The sequence below is a fragment of the Haemophilus sp. SZY H56 genome, assembly GCF_054332415.1.
The window spans coordinates 76,759-97,712 of sequence record NZ_JBTGNX010000002.1; the positions used below are offsets into that span (position 1 = coordinate 76,759).

The window sequence follows — 20,954 nt, forward strand, 5'->3', positions numbered from 1 at the left end:
TAACAACACACACATATCATTAAGGCTTAATCGGGGTGCCAAACGGTCGATTAGCTGATATGTGGAGGCTCAACCCCAACAAAAGGAAAATATTATGGCACAAGTTTCAATGCGCGACATGATCAATGCGGGCGTACACTTCGGACACCAAACTCGTTACTGGAATCCACAAATGAAACCTTTCATTTTTGGTGCTCGTAACGGTGTTCATATCATCAACTTAGAAAAAACTTTACCTTTATTCAACGAAGCTTTAGCGGAATTAACCCGTATTGCTAGCAACAACGGTAAAGTATTATTCGTTGGTACTAAACGCGCGGCTCAAGAAGCAGTACAAGCTGCAGCATTAGACTGTCAACAATATTACGTAAACCACCGTTGGTTAGGTGGTATGTTGACTAACTGGAAAACCGTTCGTCAATCAATTAAACGTTTAAAAGATTTAGAAACTCAATCTCAAGACGGTACTTTTGACAAATTAACCAAAAAAGAAGCGTTAATGCGTACCCGTGAGATGGAAAAACTTGAATTAAGCCTTGGCGGTATCAAAGATATGGGTGGCTTACCAGATGCGTTATTCGTTATCGGTGCAGACCACGAACATATCGCGGTTAAAGAAGCAAACAACCTAGGTATTCCTGTATTTGCTATCGTTGATACTAACTCAACTCCAGCTGGCGTAGATTTCGTTATCCCAGGTAACGATGATGCGACTCGTGCTATCCAACTTTACGTTTCTGCAGCTGCAGCAGCGGTTAAAGAAGGTCGTGGTAACGAAGCTCAAGTTGCTGAAGAATTAGCAGCTGACGCAGAATAATTTAAGTTTTGCAATAAGGCGAAGCCCTTAATAATCAAACGATTAATTGGCATAGGGGCTAAAATTTAGCCCCTATATTTTTATCTAAAAGTGCGGTCAAAATAAATCGCATTTTCGACAGAGGATTTTTAAAATGGCTGAAATCACAGCATCATTAGTAAAAGAACTTCGTGAACGTACCAGTGCCGGTATGATGGAATGTAAAAAAGCATTAGTTGAAGCAAACGGTGATATCGAGTTAGCAATCGACAACATGCGTAAATCTGGTCAAGCTAAAGCTGCTAAAAAAGCAGGCCGTGTTGCCGCTGAAGGTGTTATCCTTGCTCGTGTAGAAAATGGTTTCGGTGTATTAGTTGAAATGAACTGTGAAACTGACTTCGTAGCAAAAGATGCTGGCTTCTTAGGTTTAGCAAACGAAGTAGCTGATTTTGCAGCAGCACACAAAGGTACGACTATCGAAGCGTTACAAGCACAATTTGAAGAAAAACGTGCTGCATTAGTGGCTAAAATCGGTGAGAACATGAACATCCGTCGTGTTGCTTACTTAGATGGTCAAGTTATTGCTCAATACTTACACGGTGCGAAAATCGGTGTGTTAGTTGCGGGTGAAGGTTCTGCTGATGAACTTAAAAAAGTGGCAATGCACGTTGCGGCATCTAAACCAGAATTCGTGAACCCAGAAGATGTACCTGCAGAAGTAGTTGAACACGAGCGTCAAATCCAAATTGATATCGCAGTTAACTCTGGCAAACCAAAAGAAATCGCAGAGAAAATGGTTGAAGGCCGTATGAAGAAATTCACTGGTGAAGTTTCATTAACAGGTCAACCATTCGTCATGGATCCTTCTGTATCTGTAGGCGACTTCTTAAAATCAGTAAATACTTCAGTGTCTAACTTCATCCGTTTAGAAGTAGGTGAAGGTATCGAGAAAAAAGAAGAAGATTTCGCAGCTGAAGTTGCAAAAATCACTGGCGGTAACGCTTAATTTTCTCCATTGAGATATTATAAAAAAGCCGATATTCAATATCGGCTTTTTTGTTATCTTAAATTTGAGATGCTTTATTTCTTTGGACGAATATCGATGGCAGGGTCTGCATCTTTACGATATTTTTCTTCAATCAGTTTTTTCAGTCCATAATCGTCTTTGTCAGCTTGTTCAGAGAATAAATCTTCCTCTAAAGTGAGCTTCGGATTTTTAATCCCTATCCAATGAGCAATACCTTCCAAGAAATTTAAACCAGATTTAAAGGTTTTGTATTCCTTACGCTCGGTATCATCAGATGAAATTTTAAAGAGCGGAATATTATGATGTAATTGGCTGTGACAGTTTTGGTTAAACAAGGTGACGCCATGTTTATCATCTTCCTGATGACATAAACCATGATCTGAAAAATAAATCATCGAGAAAGTGCGGTGTGTTTTTTGCTCGTTTTCTTTGAGGGTTTCATACACTTTCTTAATAAAATCATCGGTTTTCTTAATGGATGTAATATAGCAATTTAAGTATTCATTCTTTTTTTCGATGTCATTGTCATTGAAAATTTTCGGGTAATCTTCAACGCGATCGCAAGCAAGCGGATGTGAGCCATAAATGTGTAATACAATAAAGCGTTTACCTTGCGTTGGATCTTCTAAAACTTGGGCAAATTTAGGGATTAGATCAAAATCGCTGTAGTTTGTTGAATTAAAGCTCCCACCTTTTTTCAAGAAAATGGTTTCATCAGATTTTGATGCAAGCGAGGCGACTGGCGTGTCATATTCACCTAAGAAACCTTGATTAGACAGCCAGTAGGTTTTCAGACCTGCAGACTTAATGAGATCCACTAAGCTTAAATCATAGTTTGGTTCCCATTTTTCTTTATCAGATAACGTTAACATTAAGCGCAATGAGGCGACAGTGTTGGTTCCGGCAGATGTCATCCCATCAATCAGTGTACCAGTTACTGATGACATAAATGGTGTGTCATTTACGGGGTATCCATACGCATGCAAGTAATCTTTTCTCGCACTTTCACCCAAAATAATCACATAATCTTGGTATTTCGAATTTTCTAATGTGGATTGTCCCCAGTTGCTTTCCTGTGACATTTTTTTCAATTTTTGCCATTCATCAACGATTTTAACAGTGGAATCAATGGTTTCTTTTAATGGCGCAGCAATTGGTAAGTTATAACCAATTAACAAGGTAGCCAAAGCGATAAATGTTTTATTGCGATAAAATTTCACGCCAAATTTGACCGCACTTTTGTAATGTAAAAAGACTAATAGTGGAATAGCCAATGCCGCTAAATAGCTACTCACGGGGATTTGCATGAGAAACTCTTTGGTCTCTAACATATCTGTTGCAAGAACCGAAGCGATATATTGGTAGCTTGGCGCACCAAAATTTAAGCCTGTCGGCGTATAAATTGCGTGTAAGCAAACTAAGGGGAATAAAATAAAATAGAAAGATTTTCGGCTACTACTTAATAAAATAATGAAAATAGCCGTGAGTAAAATCAGACTAATAGATGGCTCAGGAAACATCCCTGAACCTCGTAAAATCAAATAACCGGCAGCAATGGCGCAAGCCAAAGAAAAAAGTGCGGTTAAAATTTGTGAGGTTTTTGAAATCTTCATAAAGTTTACCTATAAAATCAAAACAGCGATATTTTATCGCACTTTTCTGACCAATTTCCATTTTTAACTTTTTCTCTCTTTTGCTAGAATAAGCCAAATTTTGTAACCGACAAAGGAAAAGACAAATGAGCCAACCAATTTACAAACGTATTTTATTGAAATTAAGTGGTGAAGCATTACAAGGGGATGAGGGATTCGGTATCGATCCTTCGATTCTTGATCGTATGGCGTTAGAGATTAAAGAATTAATTGAAATGGGCGTGGAAGTTGGTGTTGTGCTCGGCGGTGGTAACTTATTCCGTGGCGCAAAATTAGCTAAAGCCGGCATGAATCGCGTAGTAGGCGACCATATGGGGATGCTTGCAACTGTGATGAATGGTTTGGCGATGCGTGATGCGCTTCACCGTGCAGATGTGAATGCAAAATTAATGTCTGCTTTCCAATTAAATGGTATCTGCGATACCTATAATTGGTCTGAAGCGATTAAAATGTTACGTGAAAAACGTGTAGTTATTTTCTCAGCCGGTACAGGTAGCCCGTTCTTTACTACAGATTCTGCGGCATGCTTACGCGGTATCGAAATTGAAGCGGATATCGTTTTAAAAGCGACTAAAGTTGATGGTGTGTATGATTGCGATCCAGCAAAAAATCCTAATGCGAAGCTATACCATAAATTATCTTATGCAGAAGTGATTGATAAAGAATTAAAAGTAATGGATTTAGCAGCATTCACACTTGCGCGTGACCACGGTATGCCAATTCGTGTATTTAATATGTGCAAACCAGGTGCGTTACGTAAAGTGGTACTTGGTACAGAAGAAGGCACAACGATTAGTTAATTTTTTAAAGAATAAAATGGCGAGAGACAATCTCGCCTTTTTTATGAATAAATTTATTCAAAACTCCCTAAAAATCCAGTAAAATCACTGTGTTTTATCTTTATTTATTGAAAAGGACAGATGAATGATTAATGAAATCAAACAAGATGCTGAAGCTCGTATGGAAAAAAGCCTCGAAGCGTTGCGTGGACATATTGCAAAAATCCGTACAGGTCGTGCTCAACCTAGCTTATTAGACGCGATCCAAGTGGAATACTATGGTGCAGCGACCCCACTTCGTCAATTAGCTAACGTTGTTGCAGAAGATGCGCGTACTTTAGCGGTAACAGTATTTGACCGTTCTTTAATCAGTGCAGTAGAAAAAGCGATTTTAACGTCTGATTTAGGTTTAAATCCATCTTCAGCGGGTACAACAATTCGCGTACCTCTTCCTCCATTAACTGAAGAACGTCGTCGTGATTTAATCAAAATCGTAAAAGGCGAAGGTGAACAAGGTAAAGTCGCGATTCGTAACGTGCGCCGTGATGCAAATGATAAAATCAAAGCATTATTAAAAGACAAAGAAATCAGCGAAAATGATCAACACAAAGCGGAAGAAATCATTCAAAAAGTGACTGATAGCTATATCAAAAAAGTGGATGAGATCTTAGCAGATAAAGAAAAAGAATTAATGGATTTCTAATTGTCGAACCATGTTTTGGGGCAGGCCAAGTGTCTGCCCTTGTTCTATTCTGATAAAAAAATAAAAGCACAAAGTGCGGTCGAAAATTTATGCAAAAACAAAATCTTGTTATTTTAGGATCAACCGGTTCTATTGGTCATAGCACCCTTTCAGTTATCGAACATAATCCTGACAAATACCATACCTTTGCGTTAGTGGGAGGCAAAAATGTTGAGACTATGTTTGAACAATGCGTGAAATTTCAACCGCACTTTGCTGCATTAGACGATGAACATGCAGCAAAAGTATTGCGAGAAAAATTAGCTTCACATCACATTAAAACGGAAGTCTTAGCCGGACAGAAAGCGATTTGTGAGTTGGCTGCACATCCAGACGCAGATCAAGTTATGGCCGCCATTGTTGGGGCTGCAGGATTACTACCAACTCTTTCGGCAGTAAAAGCGAGTAAGAAAGTCTTGCTTGCAAATAAAGAATCATTGGTGACTTGTGGCCAGATCTTTATTGATGCAGTGAAGCAGTCAAAAGCAAAATTATTGCCTGTTGATAGCGAACATAACGCGATTTTTCAATCTTTACCGCCTGAAGCCCAAGAAAAAGTTGGCTTCTGTCCTTTGAAAGAATTAGGGGTCAGTAAAATTATCTTAACCGGTTCTGGTGGCCCTTTCCATTATACGCCATTAAACGAGTTTGAACATATTACTCCAGAACAAGCCGTCGCTCATCCAAACTGGTCAATGGGTAAAAAAATCTCCGTGGATTCTGCCACGATGATGAATAAAGGTTTGGAATACATTGAAGCCCGCTGGCTCTTCAATGCATCGGCTGATGAAATGGAAGTAATTATTCATCCTCAATCTATTATTCATTCAATGGTGCGTTATGTTGATGGATCTGTCATTGCTCAAATGGGTAACCCGGATATGCGTACGCCCATTGCGGAAACCATGGCTTATCCAAATCGTACCGTAAGTGGTGTGGAACCATTAGACTTCTTTAAAATCAAAGAATTGACATTTATCGAACCTGATTTTAATCGTTATCCAAATTTAAAATTAGCGATCGATGCGTTTGCAGAAGGGCAGTATGCGACAACCGCAATGAATGCAGCAAACGAAATTGCAGTACAAGCCTTTTTGGATGGATATATTAAATTTACGGATATTGCGAAAATTAACCAAGCAGCGGTTGAGCAAATGCCAGCTTCTATTATTTCAAGCATTGATGATGTCTTAGCCGTAGATAAGCAAGCACGTGAATTAGCCGCTTTGCTGATTAAAACGTTAATGTAGAATGCGTCAAAGTGCGGTTATAAATCCGAATATTTTAGAATGAAAGAACTTGATAACAATAATATTCCCGAACACGTTGCCATCATAATGGATGGTAATGGGCGTTGGGCGAAGCAACAAAATAAGCTGCGTATTTTTGGCCATACAAATGGGGTGGCAGCCGTGCGCCGTGCGGTGAGCTATGCACGACAAACGGGTGTTAAATTTTTGACATTATATGCGTTTAGCAGCGAAAACTGGAATCGTCCTGAGCAAGAAGTGAGCGCTTTAATGACGCTCTTTATGCAAGCGCTTGATCGAGAAGTCAAAAAATTACACAAAAATAATATTCGTTTAAAGATTATCGGTGATGTTTCTCGTTTTAGTGAAAAATTGCAAGAGAAGATCGCAAAAGCAGAAAAGTTAACGGAAAATAATACCGCACTGACTTTAAATATTGCAGCTAATTACGGTGGTTGTTGGGATATTGTTCAAGCGACTCAACAATTAGCTGAAAAAGTAAAAAATAATGAGATTTCGGTGAGTGATATTAATGAATCACTTTTCCAGCAACATTTAGTCACACAAGATGAGCCGCCGGTCGATTTATTAATTCGGACGAGCGGTGAACAACGTATTAGCAATTTCTTGCTTTGGCAAATTGCGTATGCGGAATTGTGTTTTTTAGATGTGCTTTGGCCGGATTTTAATGAAAAAGATTTTAATCAGGCAATTGCCTGCTATCAACAACGTCATCGCCGTTTTGGCGCGACAGAATAAGCGGAGAACTTATGCTTAAAGAACGTGTATTATCAGCCATTGTGTTGATTGCTTTGGTATTATGTGCCTTGTTCTTATTTACCCCATTTTATTTTGCCCTAGCCTTAGGCTTTGTGGCGACGCTTGGTATTTGGGAGTGGGCCCAATTTGCTCGTTTTAAAAATCCTTTAGTACGCCTTTGTATTGCGGCATTTTTAGGCGCATTTATCTTTCTCTGGCTTTATAACGAGGGTAGTTATTTAGATGCAGGTCGAGTGTTTGAAAACTACTTGCCGCTTTTATTGCTAAATTCTGTCGGTTGGTGGGCACTGGCATTAGTGTTAGTGATGACTTATCCAAGCTCTGCGAAGTTTTGGGGCAAAAATATCCCTTTACAAGTGTTGTTTGCGTTTTCTACGTTGATTCCTTTTGTTGCCGCCGTCTTACGTTTACGTTTAGATAATTATACTGCTGATCCTCATCATGGTTTATTCTTATTGCTTTATGTGTTTGTACTGGTATGGGCAGCGGACTCTGGTGCCTATTTCGCGGGACGAGCTTTTGGTAAGCACAAACTTGCACCTAAAGTATCACCGGGAAAAACATGGCAAGGCGTATTTGGTGGCATGATCACCGCAGCGGTATTGGCATTTGTGTTTATCCATTTCTCAGGTGAAACCTTATTAGGTAGTCGTGCAATGAGTGGTTTTATTGTGCTTTCTGTGGCAACAGTGGCTATTTCTGTATTGGGTGACTTAGCCGAAAGTATGTTTAAACGTGAATCAGGCATTAAAGACAGTAGTCAATTAATTCCAGGCCATGGCGGTATTTTAGATCGAATTGATAGCTTAACGGCAGCAGTGCCATTCTTCACCTACTTCTATTTCTTTGTGTTATAGGATCGAACATGTCGTTTTTGTGGTCGCTTGGCTCATTTATTGTTGCAATTGCCGTACTGGTTGCTGTACATGAATACGGTCACTTTTGGGCCGCAAGAAAGTGCGGTATTAAAGTTCATCGTTTTTCCATTGGCTTTGGTAAAGTAATTTGGCAACGTACAGATAAATTGGGCACAGAGTTTGCGATTTCAGCCATTCCGCTTGGCGGTTATGTAAAAATGCTTGACGGGCGAAATGAAGCAGTTCCCGCAGAATTAAAATCGCAGGCATTTGAAAGTAAATCTGTTGCGCAACGTGCTTTTGTGATTGCTGCAGGCCCCCTTGCTAATTTTATTTTTGCAATTTTGGCATATTGGGTAATTTATTCCGTTGGGATTCCGAGTGTTAAACCGGTCATTGAAAATATCACGCTAAATTCTCCGGCGGCGATGGCTCAAATTGAACCGAATAGCCAGATTTTGGCCATTGATGGGAAGAATACCCCCGATTGGGAAACCATTAATTTATTGCTCACTGATAAGTTAGGTTCTGATTCGGTTGGACTCACATTAACGCCTTTTGGTGAAGACCAACCTTATCAACGAACCATTAATCTGCAAAATTGGACATTTGAACCAGATAAAGAAACAGCATTTGAAACATTAGGGATTAATCCCGTTTCAAGTAAAGTGGAGATGACATTATCAAAAGTGGTGGAAAACTCTCCAGCAGAAAAAGCGGGCTTATTGATTGGCGATAAAATTTTAGCAGAAAATTCGACCGCACTTGATTGGAAAGCTTTTGTCGCACTGGTACAACAAGGTCAGTCGTTCACAATTAAGGTTGAACGTAATCAAGAAATTTTTGCCAAAACCTTGCGACCAGAAAAAAATCAAGATGGTAAATGGTTTGTAGGGGTAAGTCCGACGTTCTTAAAAGTTGGCGAACAGTATCGAACTGAACTAAAATATGGTATTCTTGATGCCTTAAAGAAAGGCATAGAAAAGACAGGTCAAATTTCTTGGTTTATTGTGAAGGCAATCGGGAAATTATTTAGTGGAGAGCTTTCATTTTCCAGTTTGGCGGGGCCAATTTCAATTGCACAAGGTGCAGGCGCATCTTCTAACGCAGGTGTGATTTATTTCTTAAGTTTTCTTGCGTTGATTAGTGTGAATTTAGGCATAATGAATTTATTTCCGTTGCCAGTTTTAGATGGTGGACATCTCGTATTTTTGGCGGCGGAAGCTATCAAAGGAAAACCTGTTTCAGAACGGGTACAAAATTTAAGTTATCGTATAGGGCTGATACTCTTGTTAATTCAAACAATGGTTGTGCTTTTTAATGATTTCTTACGTTTATAACTATTATTTTTATAGGATAAAGTCGATGAAAAAACTTCTAATCGCAAGTTTATTATTCGGTACTACAACGAGTGTATTTGCGACACCATTTGTAGCGAAAGACATTCGTATTGATGGCGTTCAAGGAGACTTAGAACAGCAAATTTTAGCAAGTCTTCCCGTTCGTAGCGGTCAGCGTGTAACGGATCAAGATGTGGCTAATATTGTACGTTCATTGTTCATCAGTGGGCAGTTTGATGATGTTAAAGCTTTCCAAGATGGTGATGATTTAGTTGTAAGCGTTATTGCTAAGCCTATTATTTCTGAAGTACATATTAAAGGTAATTCAGTTGTTCCAACTGAAGCGTTAAAACAAAATCTTGATGCGAATGGTTTTAAAAGTGGTGATGTACTAAATCGAGCAAAATTAGAAGAGTTTGCGAAAACCTTAAGAGAACATTATAAGAGTGTAGGTCGTTATAATGCGAAAGTTGAACCTATTGTGACAACTTTGCCAAATAACCGTGCAGAAATTACCCTTCAAATTGATGAGGATGATACAGCAAAACTTCACTCTGTTACTTTTAATGGAAATGAGGCCATTTCAAGTAGTAAGTTACAGGAGCAAATGGAGCTCCAACCAGATGCTTGGTGGAAGCTTTGGGGTAATAAGTTTGATGGTTCTCAGTTTGATAAAGATATTCAAGCTATCCAAGACTACTACCAAAATAATGGTTATGCCAAAGCCAGAGTGACAAAAACAGATGTTCAATTAAATGAAGAACATACAAAAGCAGATGTGACTATTGATGTAAGTGAAGGTGAAAAATACAATTTAAGTTCTGCTCGTATTGTCGGTAACTTAGGTGGTATGGCTGATGAATTACAACCATTATTAGGTCAACTTCACTTAAACGATACATTCAGTCGTGCGGATGTGCAAAATGTAGAAAGCTTAATTAAAGATAAATTAGGTGAACGTGGTTACGGTAGTGCAACAGTGAATACTGTACCAACTTTTGATGATGCAAATAAAACATTAGCATTAACCTTTGTCGTTGATGCAGGACGTCGTTTATCTGTACGTCAAGTTCGTTTTGAAGGTAATACGGTTTCTGCAGATAGCACATTGCGTCAAGAAATGCGTCAGCAAGAAGGGAGTTGGTATAACTCACAATTAGTTGAGTTAGGTAAAGTACGTTTAGATAGAACAGGTTTCTTTGAGAGCGTAGAAAATCGTATTGAACCCATTCCTGGTTCTAACGATGAAGTAGATGTCGTATATAAAGTAAGAGAACGTAATACTGGTAGTATTAACTTTGGTATCGGTTATGGTACAGAGAGTGGTATCAGCTATCAAGCAAGTGTGAAACAAGATAACTTCTTGGGAACTGGTGCTGCGGTAAGTTTAGCTGGTACACGTAATGACTATGGTACAAGTGTAAACTTGGGTTATACAGAACCATACTTTACTAAAGATGGGGTAAGTTTAGGTGGAAACGTATTCTATGAAACTTATGATAACTCGAAAAGTGATACTTCATCAACCTATAAACGTACAACTTACGGTGGTAATGTCACATTAGGATTCCCAGTTAATGAGAACAACTCATATTATTTGGGATTAGGTTACGCCTATAATAAGATCAGTAATTTTGCTACTGAATACAATCGTAACCTATATATGAAGTCTATGAATTTAGATGGTAACTCAATTAAAACCAACGATTTTGATGTTTCATTCGGGTGGAATTATAACAGCTTAAATCGGGGCTATTTACCAACTAAAGGGGTGAAGGCAAGTATTGGTGGACGCATTACCGTTCCTGGTTCGGATAATAAGTATTACAAGTTAAGTGCAGATATTCAAGGATATTATCCATTAGATCGTCAGCACCTTTGGGTATTATCAGGTAAAGCAAGTGCGGCTTATGCTAATGGTTTGAGTAATAAGCGAGTACCTTTTTACCAGTTGTATAGTGCCGGTGGAATTGGATCACTACGAGGTTTTTCATATGGAGCAGTTGGCCCAAATGCGATATATTGGCAAAAAGATAGTTATGGTAACCAAGGTTGGGTTTCAAGTACTGATGTAATTGGTGGTAATGCGATGACTACGGCGAGTGTCGAGTTAATTATTCCAACTCCTTTTGTGTCAGATAAAAATCAGAATAATGTGAGAACTTCATTATTTGTTGATGCAGCAAGTGTATGGAATACAAAATGGAAATCTGATAGGGAAGGGCTTCCATCAGCCCTTCTTACAAACTTACCCGATTATGGTAAGTTTGGTCGAGTCCGTGCATCTGCTGGGGTCGGTTTTCAGTGGCAATCTCCGATTGGACCGTTGATTTTCTCTTATGCAAAACCAATCAAAAAATATGAGAATGATGATGTAGAACAATTCCAATTCAGTATTGGTGGTGCATTTTAAAGGTTGAACTTTAGTGTATTATTTAAGTCAAAATTTTTTCTGTGTCAGCATATTAGCTGATACAGAAAAGTTTATTAAACTCATTTAAGGATATTAAAATATGAAAAACGTAGTAAAAGTAACAGCGTTATCTGTAGGTCTTGCGTTGGCATCCGGTTTTGCCGCTGCAGATGAAAATATTGCATTCATTAATGCTGGCTACTTATTCCAAAATCATCCGGATCGCCAGGCTGTTGCAGACAAGTTAGATGCAGAATTTAAGCCAAAAGCCGATAAACTTGCAGCAAGCAAAAAAGAAATTGATGAGAAAATCGTAGCATCGCGTAAAAAAGTAGAAGCTAAAATTGCCTCTTTACAAAAAGATGCACCTCGTTTACGTCAAGCTGAAATTCAAAAACGCCAAGATGAAATTACTAAATTTGGTTCAGATGAAGAAGTTAAGCTAAATAAATTGATGGAAGAGCAAGATAAAAAAGTAGCAGAATTCCAAGAGCAAAATGAAAAACGTCAAGCAGAAGAGCGTGCTAAATTATTAGAAAGTATCCAAGTTGCAACTAATGATTTAGCTAAAACAAAAGGTTATACTTATGTTTTAGATGCTAATTCTGTTGTGTTTGCGGTAGATGGTAAAGATATTACTGAAGAAGTATTAAAATCTATTCCTGCAACTGAAAAAGCAGCTCCAGCAAAAACTGAAGAGAAAAAATAATAGGTTCTCATAATGCAAAAATCCTATTCTTTACAGGAATTAGCAATAAAGGTCGGCGGTACTCTTCGCGGTAACGCCGACGTTGTCGTTAATAGTATTGCTGCTCTTTCAAAAGCAGATGCAAATCAGCTTACATTCATTTCTAATGCAAAATTTCGACCTTTATTAGCTGAATCTAAAGCAGGTATTCTTGTGGTGTCAGAAGCGGATGTGGAATTTTGCTCACCTGAAAGTAACTTACTTATCGTCAAAGATCCTTATGTTGCTTACGCCGTATTAGCTCAATATATGGATACCACTCCGAAAGCGGCTCAAAATATCCACCCAAGTGCGGTTATTTCTGAAAAAGCGTCAATTGGTGAAAATGTCTCAATTGGCGCAAATGCCGTTATTGAAGAAGGTGTTGTATTAGGCGATAACGTGATTATTGGTGCGGGTTGTTTTGTGGGTAAATTCACCAAAATTGGTGCAGGTACACAGCTTTGGGCAAATGTAAGCGTTTATCATGAAGTAGAAATTGGACAAAATTGCTTAATTCAATCAGGTGCTGTGATTGGTAGTGATGGTTTTGGCTATGCAAATGATCGTGGCCGCTGGGTGAAAATTCCACAAGTTGGTCAAGTGATCATTGGTAATAATGTTGAAATCGGTGCTTGCACTTGTATTGACCGTGGCGCCTTAGATGCGACAGTCATTGAAGATAACGTCATCATTGATAACCTTTGTCAAATTGCGCATAATGTTCATATCGGCACAGGTACAGCAGTCGCTGGCGGTGTCATTATGGCGGGTAGTCTAAAAGTGGGGTGTTATTGTTTGATTGGCGGAGCAAGTGTGATCAATGGGCACATGGAAATCTGTGATAAAGTAACCGTGACTGGCATGGGGATGGTAATGCGTCCAATTACTGAACCAGGCGTTTACTCATCGGGTATTCCATTACAAACCAATAAAGAGTGGCGAAAAACAGCTGCACTGACTTTGGGGATTGATGGTATGAATAAACGCCTGAAAGCCCTTGAGAAAAAACTTGGCTAAGATTTTTAAAACGTACCCTAGGGTGCGTTTTATTTTTATACAGAAATATCGTATAATCTCAGTGTTTTATTATTATTTATTTTAAAGGTATTAGACGTGTCAGAGAATCAAGCAAGTAAAGTAATTGAAGCAAAAGAAATTATGACCTTATTGCCACATCGTTATCCATTTTTATTAGTGGATCGTGTGTTAGACTACAAAGAAGGTGAATGGTTAAAAGCAATTAAAAATATCAGCGTAAACGAACCTTGTTTTACCGGTCATTTCCCTGGAGAACCAATTTTACCCGGGGTGTTAATTCTTGAAGCTTTGGCACAATCAATGGGATTACTTGCATTTAAAACCCATGAATTAAAAGGTGGCGAATTATTCTATTTCGCAGGTATTGATGAAGCGCGTTTCAAACGCCCGGTATTACCTGGAGATCAAATGGAATTGAACGTTCAAGTGATTAGAGAACGTCGTGGTATTACAGCATTTACGGGTATTGCAACTGTAAACGGTGAAGTAGCTTGTGAAGCCAAATTAATGTGTGCTCGTCGATAATTAAAGAAAATTAAGGGGTAAGTATGATCCACCCAAGTGCAAAAATTCACCCAACCGCGCTTGTTGATGATGGCGCAGTTATTGGCGAAGACGTTGTTATCGGTCCTTTCTGTATTATTGAAGGGAGCGTTGAGATTAAAGCGCGTACCGTTTTAAATTCTCACATTGTCGTGAAAGGCGACACCGTGATTGGCGAAGATAACCAGATTTATCAATTCGCTAGCATTGGTGAAGTCAACCAAGATTTAAAATATAAAGGCGAAGCAACTAAAACCATTATTGGTAATGGCAACCTTATTCGTGAACATGTGACAATTCACCGCGGTACTATCCAAGGTGGTGGTGTAACACGTATTGGTAATAACAACTTATTGATGATCAATGTCCACGTTGCCCATGATTGCCAAATTAAAAATAACTGTATTTTGGCAAACAATGCAACCCTTGCAGGTCACGTTGAATTGGATGATTTCGTGATTGTTGGTGGTATGTCTGCGATCCATCAATTTGTGATCGTCGGTGCGCACGTAATGCTAGGTGGTGGCTCTATGGTTAGCCAAGATGTGCCGCCTTATGTGATGGCACAAGGTAACCATGCGCAACCTTTTGGTGTAAACCTTGAGGGATTAAAACGTCGTGGTTTTGATAAACCAACCATGCATGCGATTCGTAACGTCTATAAAATGATTTACCGTAGCGGTAAAACCCTTGAAGAAGTATTGCCAGAAATTGAACAAATTGCACAAACTGAATCTGCAATTAGTTTCTTTGTGGAGTTCTTCAAACGTTCTACTCGTGGCATTATTCGTTAATTAATGTTTCTTTTCTCGTTAAGAGAAAACGATGAATGACAAAGAGACCGCACTATGATTTGCTCAAAGTGCGGTCGTTTTTTAGGATAAATTTAATGATAAAAGAAAATCCGACTATTGCGATTGTTGCCGGTGAGGTCTCTGGCGATATTCTTGGTGCTGGTCTCATCCAAGCGCTTAAACGCCACTATCCGCAAGCTAAGTTTGTCGGGATTGGTGGTAAGCGAATGATTGCTCAGGGTTTTGAAAGCTTTTTTGATATGGAAGAGCTTTCCGTGATGGGCTTAGTAGAAGTGCTTAAACATTTACCTCGATTGCTTAAAATTCGTCGCAGTATCATCGAACAACTTTCTGCGATTAAACCGGATGTATTTATTGGTATTGATGCACCAGATTTTAATCTTACCGTTGAACTGAAATTAAAAGAAAAAGGGATTAAAACCATTCATTACGTGAGTCCATCTGTCTGGGCTTGGCGTCAAAATCGTATTTATAAAATTGCTAAAGCAACCCATCAAGTATTAGCCTTTCTTCCTTTTGAAAAAGCCTTTTATGATCGTTTTAATGTACCTTGCCGTTTTATTGGGCATACCATGGCGGATACCATCCCATTAAAACCAAATCGAACAGAAGCTTGCCAAACCTTAGGTATTGATGAAAAAGGACGTTATCTTGCCATTTTAGTGGGAAGCCGTGGTAGTGAAGTCGAGTTTCTGACTGAACCATTTCTAAAAACCGCTTTGTTATTAAAAGAAAAATATCCAGACTTGCAGTTTTTAGTTCCTTTGGTGAATGAAAAAAGTCGCCAGCAATTTGAGGAAATAAAGGCTCAGATTGCCCCTGATCTCGATATGCATTTAATTGATGGTAAAGCACGCCAAGTGATGATTGCCGCTGAAGTAACTTTGCTTGCTTCGGGGACTGCGGCGCTTGAGGCGATGTTGTGTAAATCGCCAATGGTGGTGGGCTATCGAATGAAACCGTTCACGTATTTCTTGGCAAAACGATTGGTCAAAACAAAATATATTTCATTGCCTAATTTGTTAGCGAATGAAATGCTTGTGCCAGAAATGATTCAAGAAGATTGCGAACCGCAAAAATTGGCAGAACAACTTTCTCAGTATTTGGGCGATGACGAAAGTGCGGTCAAATCTCGCCATGTTTTAATTCAACGTTTTACTGAATTACATAAATTAATTCAATGTGATGCGGATAGCCAAGCCGCACAAGCTGTGATTGATTCATTGGAGCAAAAACATGACTGATTTTGTTTATCCTGAAGGTTATCAATTATTTGCCGGAGTGGATGAAGTTGGACGCGGCCCTTTAGTAGGGGCAGTTGTAACAGCTGCAGTGATATTAGATCCGAATAATCCAATTACTGGTTTGGCAGATTCTAAAAAGCTTAGCGAGAAAAAACGCCGTGCACTCGCAGCAGAAATTAAAGAGAAAGCCTTGGCCTGGGCAATGGGACGAGCAGAGTCAGCAGAGATCGATGAGTTGAATATTCTGCATGCCTCTATGTTAGCCATGGAACGAGCAGTAAAAGCGTTAAAAATTCAACCGCACTTTGTGCTGGTGGATGGTAATCGTATTCCATCTAATCTTGATTTGCCTGCACAGGCCGTAGTGAAAGGGGATTCACTTGTGGCTGAAATTAGCGCCGCCTCTATTTTGGCAAAAGTCGCACGAGATCAGGAAATGGAGGAATTAGATAAGAAGTATCCTAAATATGCCTTTGCTCAACATAAAGGTTACCCTACCAAATTACATTTAGAAAAATTAGCGGAGCTTGGTCCTTTACCCGAGTATCGTCGTAGTTTTTCTCCTGTAAAGAAAGCGTTAGGTATAGAAAAGTAATTAGAAAGAAGATTATAAGATTAAAGGATAGAGTATGAATACCATTTTTGATCATGCACTTTGGGTAAGTCCATTATTTTTGACATTAATGTTGCTTATGGCTGCTATTATTTTATTCGTGCATAATAAAATTCGTATGGATGTGGTGGCATTATTGGTGATGCTCTTTCTTTATCTAAGCGGAATTCTGAGTACCCAAGAGATTTTCGTAGGCTTTAGTGATCCTAATATTATATTAATCGCCTTACTCTTCATTGTGGGTGAGAGTTTAGTCCGAACAGGGATCGCTTATCATGTAAGCGATGGTATTTTGAAAGTGGCAGGAAATAGTGAAGCTAAGGTGCTTATTTTGCTAATGCTTTCTGTGGCTGGATTGGGGGCATTTATGAGTTCAACGGGCGTAGTTGCCGTGTTTATTCCTGTTGTTATCATGATTTGTCGACAAATGAACATTTCACCAAAACGATTAATGATGCCATTAAGTGTGGCTGGGTTAATCAGCGGGATGATGACATTAATTGCAACAGCCCCTAATCTTGTCGTGAATGCAGAGTTAGTTAAAGAGACTCATCTTCGGTTTGAGTTTTTTGATTTCACTCCGATTGGCGTGTTGATATTAGTACTTGGCATAGGTTATATGCTCATTATTCGTCGATGGCTTTCTGTTCGTAATGATAATAGTAATCAAGAGACCAAACAAAGTTCCATGAGTGAGTTAATTGATGAATATGGTTTGAAAGATCGCACCAAGCGTTTAGTTGTGAAAAGTATGTCACCTTTCGTTGGTAAAACCTTAGATCAATTGCATTTGCGTTCTAGCTATCAACTCAATGTGCTAGCGATTGAACGATGGAAACACTTTCGTCCAAGCTATACTATGCCACTTGGCACGTCAGAGATAAAGGCAAAAGATATTCTTATGGTCAATTTGGAACGCTCTGATTTCAATTTTTCCCTATTTTGCCAAGAATTTCATTTAGAGCCTGCTGAAATTAAATCGCAGTCTTTTGATCAGCAAGCACGTTCTATTGGAATGGCTAAATTGATTATTGTACCAGATTCCATTTGTATAGGAAAAACGACAGCTGAGTTACAATTTCGTACAAAATATGGCTTAAATGTCGTTGGTATTAAACGGGATGGTGTAGTACTGAGTGATGCCTTTAATAAAGAAAAATTTTGTTCAGGCGATTTGCTTTTGGTAATCGGTGATTGGCGACTTATTCAAGCAATGCGCGATCGTCGGAAAGATTTTCTGGTATTGAATTATCCGAAGGAAATGGAACGCGCACTGCCTGCTCAGCGCCAAGCACCGTTTGCCTTACTATCCATTTTGGTCATGGTATTATTAATGGTTTCAGGCGTTGTTCCAAATGTCATTGCAGCATTAATAGCCTGTTTAATGTTGGCTTATTTTGGATGTATTGATGCAAAAAGTGCATACAATTCCATTCAATGGCCAAGCCTCATCTTGATTATTGGAATGATGCCATTTTCGACTGCACTTCAAAAAACAGGTGGGGTTGAATTGGCCGTAAAATGGCTGACCCAAATTATTGATGGATGGGGAATGTATCCCGTATTGATTGTACTTTTTATTTTTTGTGCATTAGTTGGATTGTTTATTTCGAACACGGCTACAGCAATTTTGATGGCACCGATTGCGATTTCTCTTGCTACACAGCTTAATGTTTCTCCAGTACCATTTGCGATGGTTGTGGCAATTGCCGCTTCAGCTGCTTTTATGACGCCAGTTTCCTCTCCAGTGAATACTATGGTAATTGGACCTGGTGGCTATAAATTTGCTGACTTTATTAAAATAGGCGTACCTTTTACTTTAATTGTTATGTTAGTCACTGTTTTTATTGTGCCAATACTGTTTCCATTTTAAATGAAAAAGAGCAGTCAAATCAAAGTTGACCGCTCTTTTTATCTCTCAGCGAGATTATTTATTTAATTTCGCTTTATAAGTTGGATTCATTAAGTTTTCTACAGAAAGAATGTCATCTAATTGCTCTTCTGTTAATAAACCTTTTTCTAACACAACTTCACGTACGCCTTTACCTGTTTGCGCACAGATTTTACCCACTAAGTCGCCGTTGTGGTGACCGATAAATGGATTTAAGTAAGTCACGATACCGATTGAGTTAAATACGTAGTTTTCACAAATTTCTTTGTTTACAGTGATGCCATCCACGCATTTATCACGTAAGTTCACACAAGCATTAGTTAAGATATCGATAGATTCGAACATTGCTTGACCAATCACGGGTTCCATTACGTTCAATTGTAATTGACCTGCTTCAGATGCGAAGGTCACAGTGGTATCGTTACCAATTACTTTAAAGCATACTTGGTTCACCACTTCTGGAACAACTGGGTTGACTTTTGCCGGCATGATAGAAGAGCCAGCTTGTAATTCAGGTAAGTTAATTTCTTTAATACCAGCACGTGGACCAGAAGAGAGTAAACGTAAGTCATTACATACTTTAGAAAGTTTCACAGCAGTACGTTTTAATGCACCATGAACCATGACATAAGCACCACAGTCAGATGTTGCTTCGATTAAGTTTTCTGCCGGTACGCAAGCTAATCCAGTCACTTCAGCAAGGTGTTTTACAACTAATTCTGTATAGCCTTGTGGCGTATTTAAACCAGTACCGATTGCCGTTGCACCAAGGTTTACTTCAAGGAGTAACTCAGCGGTACGTTTTAAGTTACGCACTTCTTCTTCAAGTAATACGGCGAAAGCTTTAAATTCTTGACCAACAGTCATTGGCACTGCATCTTGCAATTGAGTACGACCCATTTTTAAGATGTTCGCAAACTCTTTTGCTTTATTATCAAAACCGTCGTGTAAATATTGAATTTTATCGATCAATTTTAGGATGCTGTTATACACCGCAATACGGAAACCGGTAGGATACGCATCATTGGTTGATTGGCTTGCATTAACGTGGTCCATTGGGTTAATTACGTTATATTCGCCCTTTTTATGACCAATTTTTTCAAGGGCAAGGTTAGCAACCACTTCATTGGTATTCATATTGACAGACGTACCTGCACCACCTTGATATACATCTGATGGGAATTGATCTAAGCATTTCCCAGTGGTAAGGATTTCATCACAAGCTGCTACAATCGCTTTTGCAATATCACTTGGAATTGCACCTAATTCGCCATTGGCTAAAGCCGTTGCTTTTTTCACCATTACCATGCCACGTACAAACTCAGGCACGTCAGAAATGGTTACGTTAGAAATATTGAAATTTTCTACCGCTCTTAATGTATGAATCCCCCAGTACGCATCTGCTGGCACATCACGTTCACCTAATAAATCCACTTCTTTTCTGTATTGAGTCATTTTAATCACCTTTTTTGGTTGTTAATTAATTTGAGGTAATTATAGGAATTTACATAGAAAATAAATTTGACATGGATCACATTTCAAATAAGACGTATAAGAGATATTTTCATTTCTCGCATAAATTTTTTTAGGGGAAGATCACCTGGCAATATTAATTTTATGCTGATTTTAATTGCTCACCGATCTTCTCAAAGAGCTTTTGAATGAGTTCAGCACGATGCCCAAGTACTCTAACAATAAGCCCTCCTTCATTTAATTGAGAAACGCCAATAAGTAGTGATTTCTCGCATTCCTGCTGTTGAAGTGTTTGGACGATTTGTTTAACTTCAGTTGGTGTTTTCTGCAAATTGAGATAAACCAATGAGCCTTGATGTGAAAAATCCTCCATTTGGCTTAATGCGGTCAATTTCATTTGTGCTGGTTGCCATTGAATACAATCCAATACAAGCGGTTTAGTTTGCCCATTATTTTGCAAAAGCTGAACTTTCAGATGAGAAGAAAATTGGCGAAACTCAAAACGTTCATCATTTGCTACTCGTCCAATCGCCACAATTTCACCATAAATTAGCGTACTCCCAGATTGCATATTGATGAATGTTTTTTGTTTGAATGCAGAATCCTTATGTAATACCAATGGGTGGGGCAAATAAAATAAACGGCTCTTCTCTTCAAGTTGAATGAACGTATTTTGTTGAGCAAAATAGTCCTCATTCATCGACTGAACACGACTGAAAGCCTGAGTATTTAAAGAAAGAGCGGTCGATCTTGCAAGTTTTATTTGAATATCAACTCGATCCCCAGCTAATAACCCTGGCGAAGAAGACATTTGCATTGCGCTAAGTCCATTTTCCCAAGAATCGGCGTAAGCAGACAATGTCATTACTTTAAAAGGTGGCGTCGCAAAGTATTCATCAAGTTGAGTTTTGCCGTTTGAGGAAAGTTTGGTTGAAAGTTTGAGGGTACTATTCATAATCTTTTCAATTTGT

General features: G+C 38.8%; 19 protein-coding genes. 16 read left to right on the plus strand and 3 right to left on the minus strand.

Annotation, left to right across the window (positions count from 1 at the left end; genetic code table 11):
- The first annotated feature begins 94 nt into the window (after window positions 1–94).
- Window positions 95–817, plus strand: a complete 723-nt coding sequence (gene rpsB / locus ACXVWP_RS02255; RefSeq protein ID WP_005698638.1) for a 30S ribosomal protein S2 — start codon at window positions 95–97, stop codon at window positions 815–817.
- Between the two features lie 133 nt (window positions 818–950).
- A complete protein-coding gene (gene tsf, locus ACXVWP_RS02260) occupies window positions 951–1,802 on the plus strand; it encodes a translation elongation factor Ts (RefSeq protein WP_297568825.1) in 852 nt (283 codons plus the stop codon).
- Between the two features lie 74 nt (window positions 1,803–1,876).
- Here tsf and ACXVWP_RS02265 read toward each other — a convergent pair whose 3' ends face one another.
- Window positions 1,877–3,436, minus strand: coding sequence for a phosphoethanolamine transferase (locus tag ACXVWP_RS02265; protein ID WP_289901540.1), 1,560 nt, complete (start codon window positions 3,434–3,436; stop codon window positions 1,877–1,879).
- 125 nt (window positions 3,437–3,561) lie between these two features.
- On the opposite strand from ACXVWP_RS02265, the gene pyrH reads away from it, so the two are divergent.
- The 14 genes from pyrH to ACXVWP_RS02335 all read left to right on the plus strand — a co-directional run bounded on the left by pyrH (window position 3,562) and on the right by ACXVWP_RS02335 (window position 18,492).
- Complete coding sequence (gene pyrH / locus ACXVWP_RS02270) at window positions 3,562–4,275, plus strand: UMP kinase (protein WP_005696785.1); 714 nt, start codon at window positions 3,562–3,564, stop codon at window positions 4,273–4,275.
- A gap of 124 nt (window positions 4,276–4,399) precedes the next feature.
- A complete protein-coding gene (gene frr / locus ACXVWP_RS02275) occupies window positions 4,400–4,957 on the plus strand; it encodes a ribosome recycling factor (RefSeq protein WP_049356323.1) in 558 nt (185 codons plus the stop codon).
- An 89-nt stretch (window positions 4,958–5,046) separates the two neighbouring features.
- A complete protein-coding gene (gene ispC / locus ACXVWP_RS02280) occupies window positions 5,047–6,246 on the plus strand; it encodes a 1-deoxy-D-xylulose-5-phosphate reductoisomerase (RefSeq protein ID WP_289901539.1) in 1,200 nt (399 codons plus the stop codon).
- A 39-nt stretch (window positions 6,247–6,285) separates the two neighbouring features.
- Window positions 6,286–7,005 carry a polyprenyl diphosphate synthase gene (gene uppS / locus ACXVWP_RS02285; RefSeq protein WP_128787716.1) on the plus strand — a complete coding sequence of 240 codons (720 nt, stop codon included), beginning with the start codon at window positions 6,286–6,288 and terminating at the stop codon, window positions 7,003–7,005.
- Window positions 7,006–7,016: 11 nt separating this feature from the next.
- Window positions 7,017–7,883 carry a phosphatidate cytidylyltransferase gene (locus ACXVWP_RS02290; RefSeq protein WP_128787715.1) on the plus strand — a complete coding sequence of 289 codons (867 nt, stop codon included), beginning with the start codon at window positions 7,017–7,019 and terminating at the stop codon, window positions 7,881–7,883.
- A gap of 8 nt (window positions 7,884–7,891) precedes the next feature.
- Complete coding sequence (gene rseP / locus ACXVWP_RS02295) at window positions 7,892–9,223, plus strand: sigma E protease regulator RseP (protein ID WP_128787714.1); 1,332 nt, start codon at window positions 7,892–7,894, stop codon at window positions 9,221–9,223.
- Window positions 9,224–9,248: 25 nt separating this feature from the next.
- Window positions 9,249–11,636, plus strand: coding sequence for an outer membrane protein assembly factor BamA (gene bamA, locus ACXVWP_RS02300; protein ID WP_297568819.1), 2,388 nt, complete (start codon window positions 9,249–9,251; stop codon window positions 11,634–11,636).
- 100 nt (window positions 11,637–11,736) lie between these two features.
- A complete protein-coding gene (locus ACXVWP_RS02305) occupies window positions 11,737–12,345 on the plus strand; it encodes an OmpH/Skp family outer membrane protein (protein WP_297568817.1) in 609 nt (202 codons plus the stop codon).
- A gap of 12 nt (window positions 12,346–12,357) precedes the next feature.
- Window positions 12,358–13,383: a UDP-3-O-(3-hydroxymyristoyl)glucosamine N-acyltransferase gene (gene lpxD / locus ACXVWP_RS02310; RefSeq protein WP_297568815.1), complete on the plus strand. Its 1,026-nt coding sequence runs from the start codon at window positions 12,358–12,360 to the stop codon at window positions 13,381–13,383.
- A 96-nt stretch (window positions 13,384–13,479) separates the two neighbouring features.
- Window positions 13,480–13,929 carry a 3-hydroxyacyl-ACP dehydratase FabZ gene (gene fabZ / locus ACXVWP_RS02315; RefSeq protein ID WP_128787712.1) on the plus strand — a complete coding sequence of 150 codons (450 nt, stop codon included), beginning with the start codon at window positions 13,480–13,482 and terminating at the stop codon, window positions 13,927–13,929.
- 23 nt (window positions 13,930–13,952) lie between these two features.
- Entirely contained in the window at window positions 13,953–14,741 is a 789-nt protein-coding gene (gene lpxA / locus ACXVWP_RS02320) for an acyl-ACP--UDP-N-acetylglucosamine O-acyltransferase (RefSeq protein ID WP_128787711.1), read from the plus strand.
- A 95-nt stretch (window positions 14,742–14,836) separates the two neighbouring features.
- Complete coding sequence (gene lpxB / locus ACXVWP_RS02325) at window positions 14,837–16,006, plus strand: lipid-A-disaccharide synthase (RefSeq protein ID WP_297568810.1); 1,170 nt, start codon at window positions 14,837–14,839, stop codon at window positions 16,004–16,006.
- Window positions 15,999–16,601, plus strand: a complete 603-nt coding sequence (gene rnhB, locus ACXVWP_RS02330) for a ribonuclease HII (protein WP_289901534.1) — start codon at window positions 15,999–16,001, stop codon at window positions 16,599–16,601. Before lpxB ends, rnhB begins: the two co-directional genes overlap by 8 nt.
- Window positions 16,602–16,635: 34 nt before the next feature.
- The gene (locus ACXVWP_RS02335) at window positions 16,636–18,492 is read left to right on the plus strand and encodes an SLC13 family permease (RefSeq protein ID WP_289901533.1); all 1,857 of its coding nucleotides are present in this window, start codon (window positions 16,636–16,638) and stop codon (window positions 18,490–18,492) included.
- Between the two features lie 54 nt (window positions 18,493–18,546).
- Here ACXVWP_RS02335 and aspA read toward each other — a convergent pair whose 3' ends face one another.
- The gene (aspA, locus tag ACXVWP_RS02340; RefSeq protein ID WP_049356345.1) at window positions 18,547–19,965 is read right to left on the minus strand and encodes an aspartate ammonia-lyase; all 1,419 of its coding nucleotides are present in this window, start codon (window positions 19,963–19,965) and stop codon (window positions 18,547–18,549) included.
- Between the two features lie 160 nt (window positions 19,966–20,125).
- Window positions 20,126–20,938: an urease accessory protein UreD gene (locus ACXVWP_RS02345; protein ID WP_297568806.1), complete on the minus strand. Its 813-nt coding sequence runs from the start codon at window positions 20,936–20,938 to the stop codon at window positions 20,126–20,128.
- Window positions 20,939–20,954 lie beyond the last annotated feature (16 nt).

What these genes read in the sequence shown, in the direction of transcription:
- rpsB (WP_005698638.1), top strand. Translation starts at nt 95, where the DNA reads ATGGCACAAGTTTCAATGCGCGACATGATCAATGCGGGCGTACACTTC.
- tsf (WP_297568825.1), top strand. Translation starts at nt 951, where the DNA reads ATGGCTGAAATCACAGCATCATTAGTAAAAGAACTTCGTGAACGTACC.
- ACXVWP_RS02265 (WP_289901540.1), bottom strand. Translation starts at nt 3,436, where the DNA reads ATGAAGATTTCAAAAACCTCACAAATTTTAACCGCACTTTTTTCTTTG.
- pyrH (WP_005696785.1), top strand. Translation starts at nt 3,562, where the DNA reads ATGAGCCAACCAATTTACAAACGTATTTTATTGAAATTAAGTGGTGAA.
- frr (WP_049356323.1), top strand. Translation starts at nt 4,400, where the DNA reads ATGATTAATGAAATCAAACAAGATGCTGAAGCTCGTATGGAAAAAAGC.
- ispC (WP_289901539.1), top strand. Translation starts at nt 5,047, where the DNA reads ATGCAAAAACAAAATCTTGTTATTTTAGGATCAACCGGTTCTATTGGT.
- uppS (WP_128787716.1), top strand. Translation starts at nt 6,286, where the DNA reads ATGAAAGAACTTGATAACAATAATATTCCCGAACACGTTGCCATCATA.
- ACXVWP_RS02290 (WP_128787715.1), top strand. Translation starts at nt 7,017, where the DNA reads ATGCTTAAAGAACGTGTATTATCAGCCATTGTGTTGATTGCTTTGGTA.
- rseP (WP_128787714.1), top strand. Translation starts at nt 7,892, where the DNA reads ATGTCGTTTTTGTGGTCGCTTGGCTCATTTATTGTTGCAATTGCCGTA.
- bamA (WP_297568819.1), top strand. Translation starts at nt 9,249, where the DNA reads ATGAAAAAACTTCTAATCGCAAGTTTATTATTCGGTACTACAACGAGT.
- ACXVWP_RS02305 (WP_297568817.1), top strand. Translation starts at nt 11,737, where the DNA reads ATGAAAAACGTAGTAAAAGTAACAGCGTTATCTGTAGGTCTTGCGTTG.
- lpxD (WP_297568815.1), top strand. Translation starts at nt 12,358, where the DNA reads ATGCAAAAATCCTATTCTTTACAGGAATTAGCAATAAAGGTCGGCGGT.
- lpxA (WP_128787711.1), top strand. Translation starts at nt 13,953, where the DNA reads ATGATCCACCCAAGTGCAAAAATTCACCCAACCGCGCTTGTTGATGAT.
- lpxB (WP_297568810.1), top strand. Translation starts at nt 14,837, where the DNA reads ATGATAAAAGAAAATCCGACTATTGCGATTGTTGCCGGTGAGGTCTCT.
- rnhB (WP_289901534.1), top strand. Translation starts at nt 15,999, where the DNA reads ATGACTGATTTTGTTTATCCTGAAGGTTATCAATTATTTGCCGGAGTG.
- ACXVWP_RS02335 (WP_289901533.1), top strand. Translation starts at nt 16,636, where the DNA reads ATGAATACCATTTTTGATCATGCACTTTGGGTAAGTCCATTATTTTTG.
- aspA (WP_049356345.1), bottom strand. Translation starts at nt 19,965, where the DNA reads ATGACTCAATACAGAAAAGAAGTGGATTTATTAGGTGAACGTGATGTG.
- ACXVWP_RS02345 (WP_297568806.1), bottom strand. Translation starts at nt 20,938, where the DNA reads ATGAATAGTACCCTCAAACTTTCAACCAAACTTTCCTCAAACGGCAAA.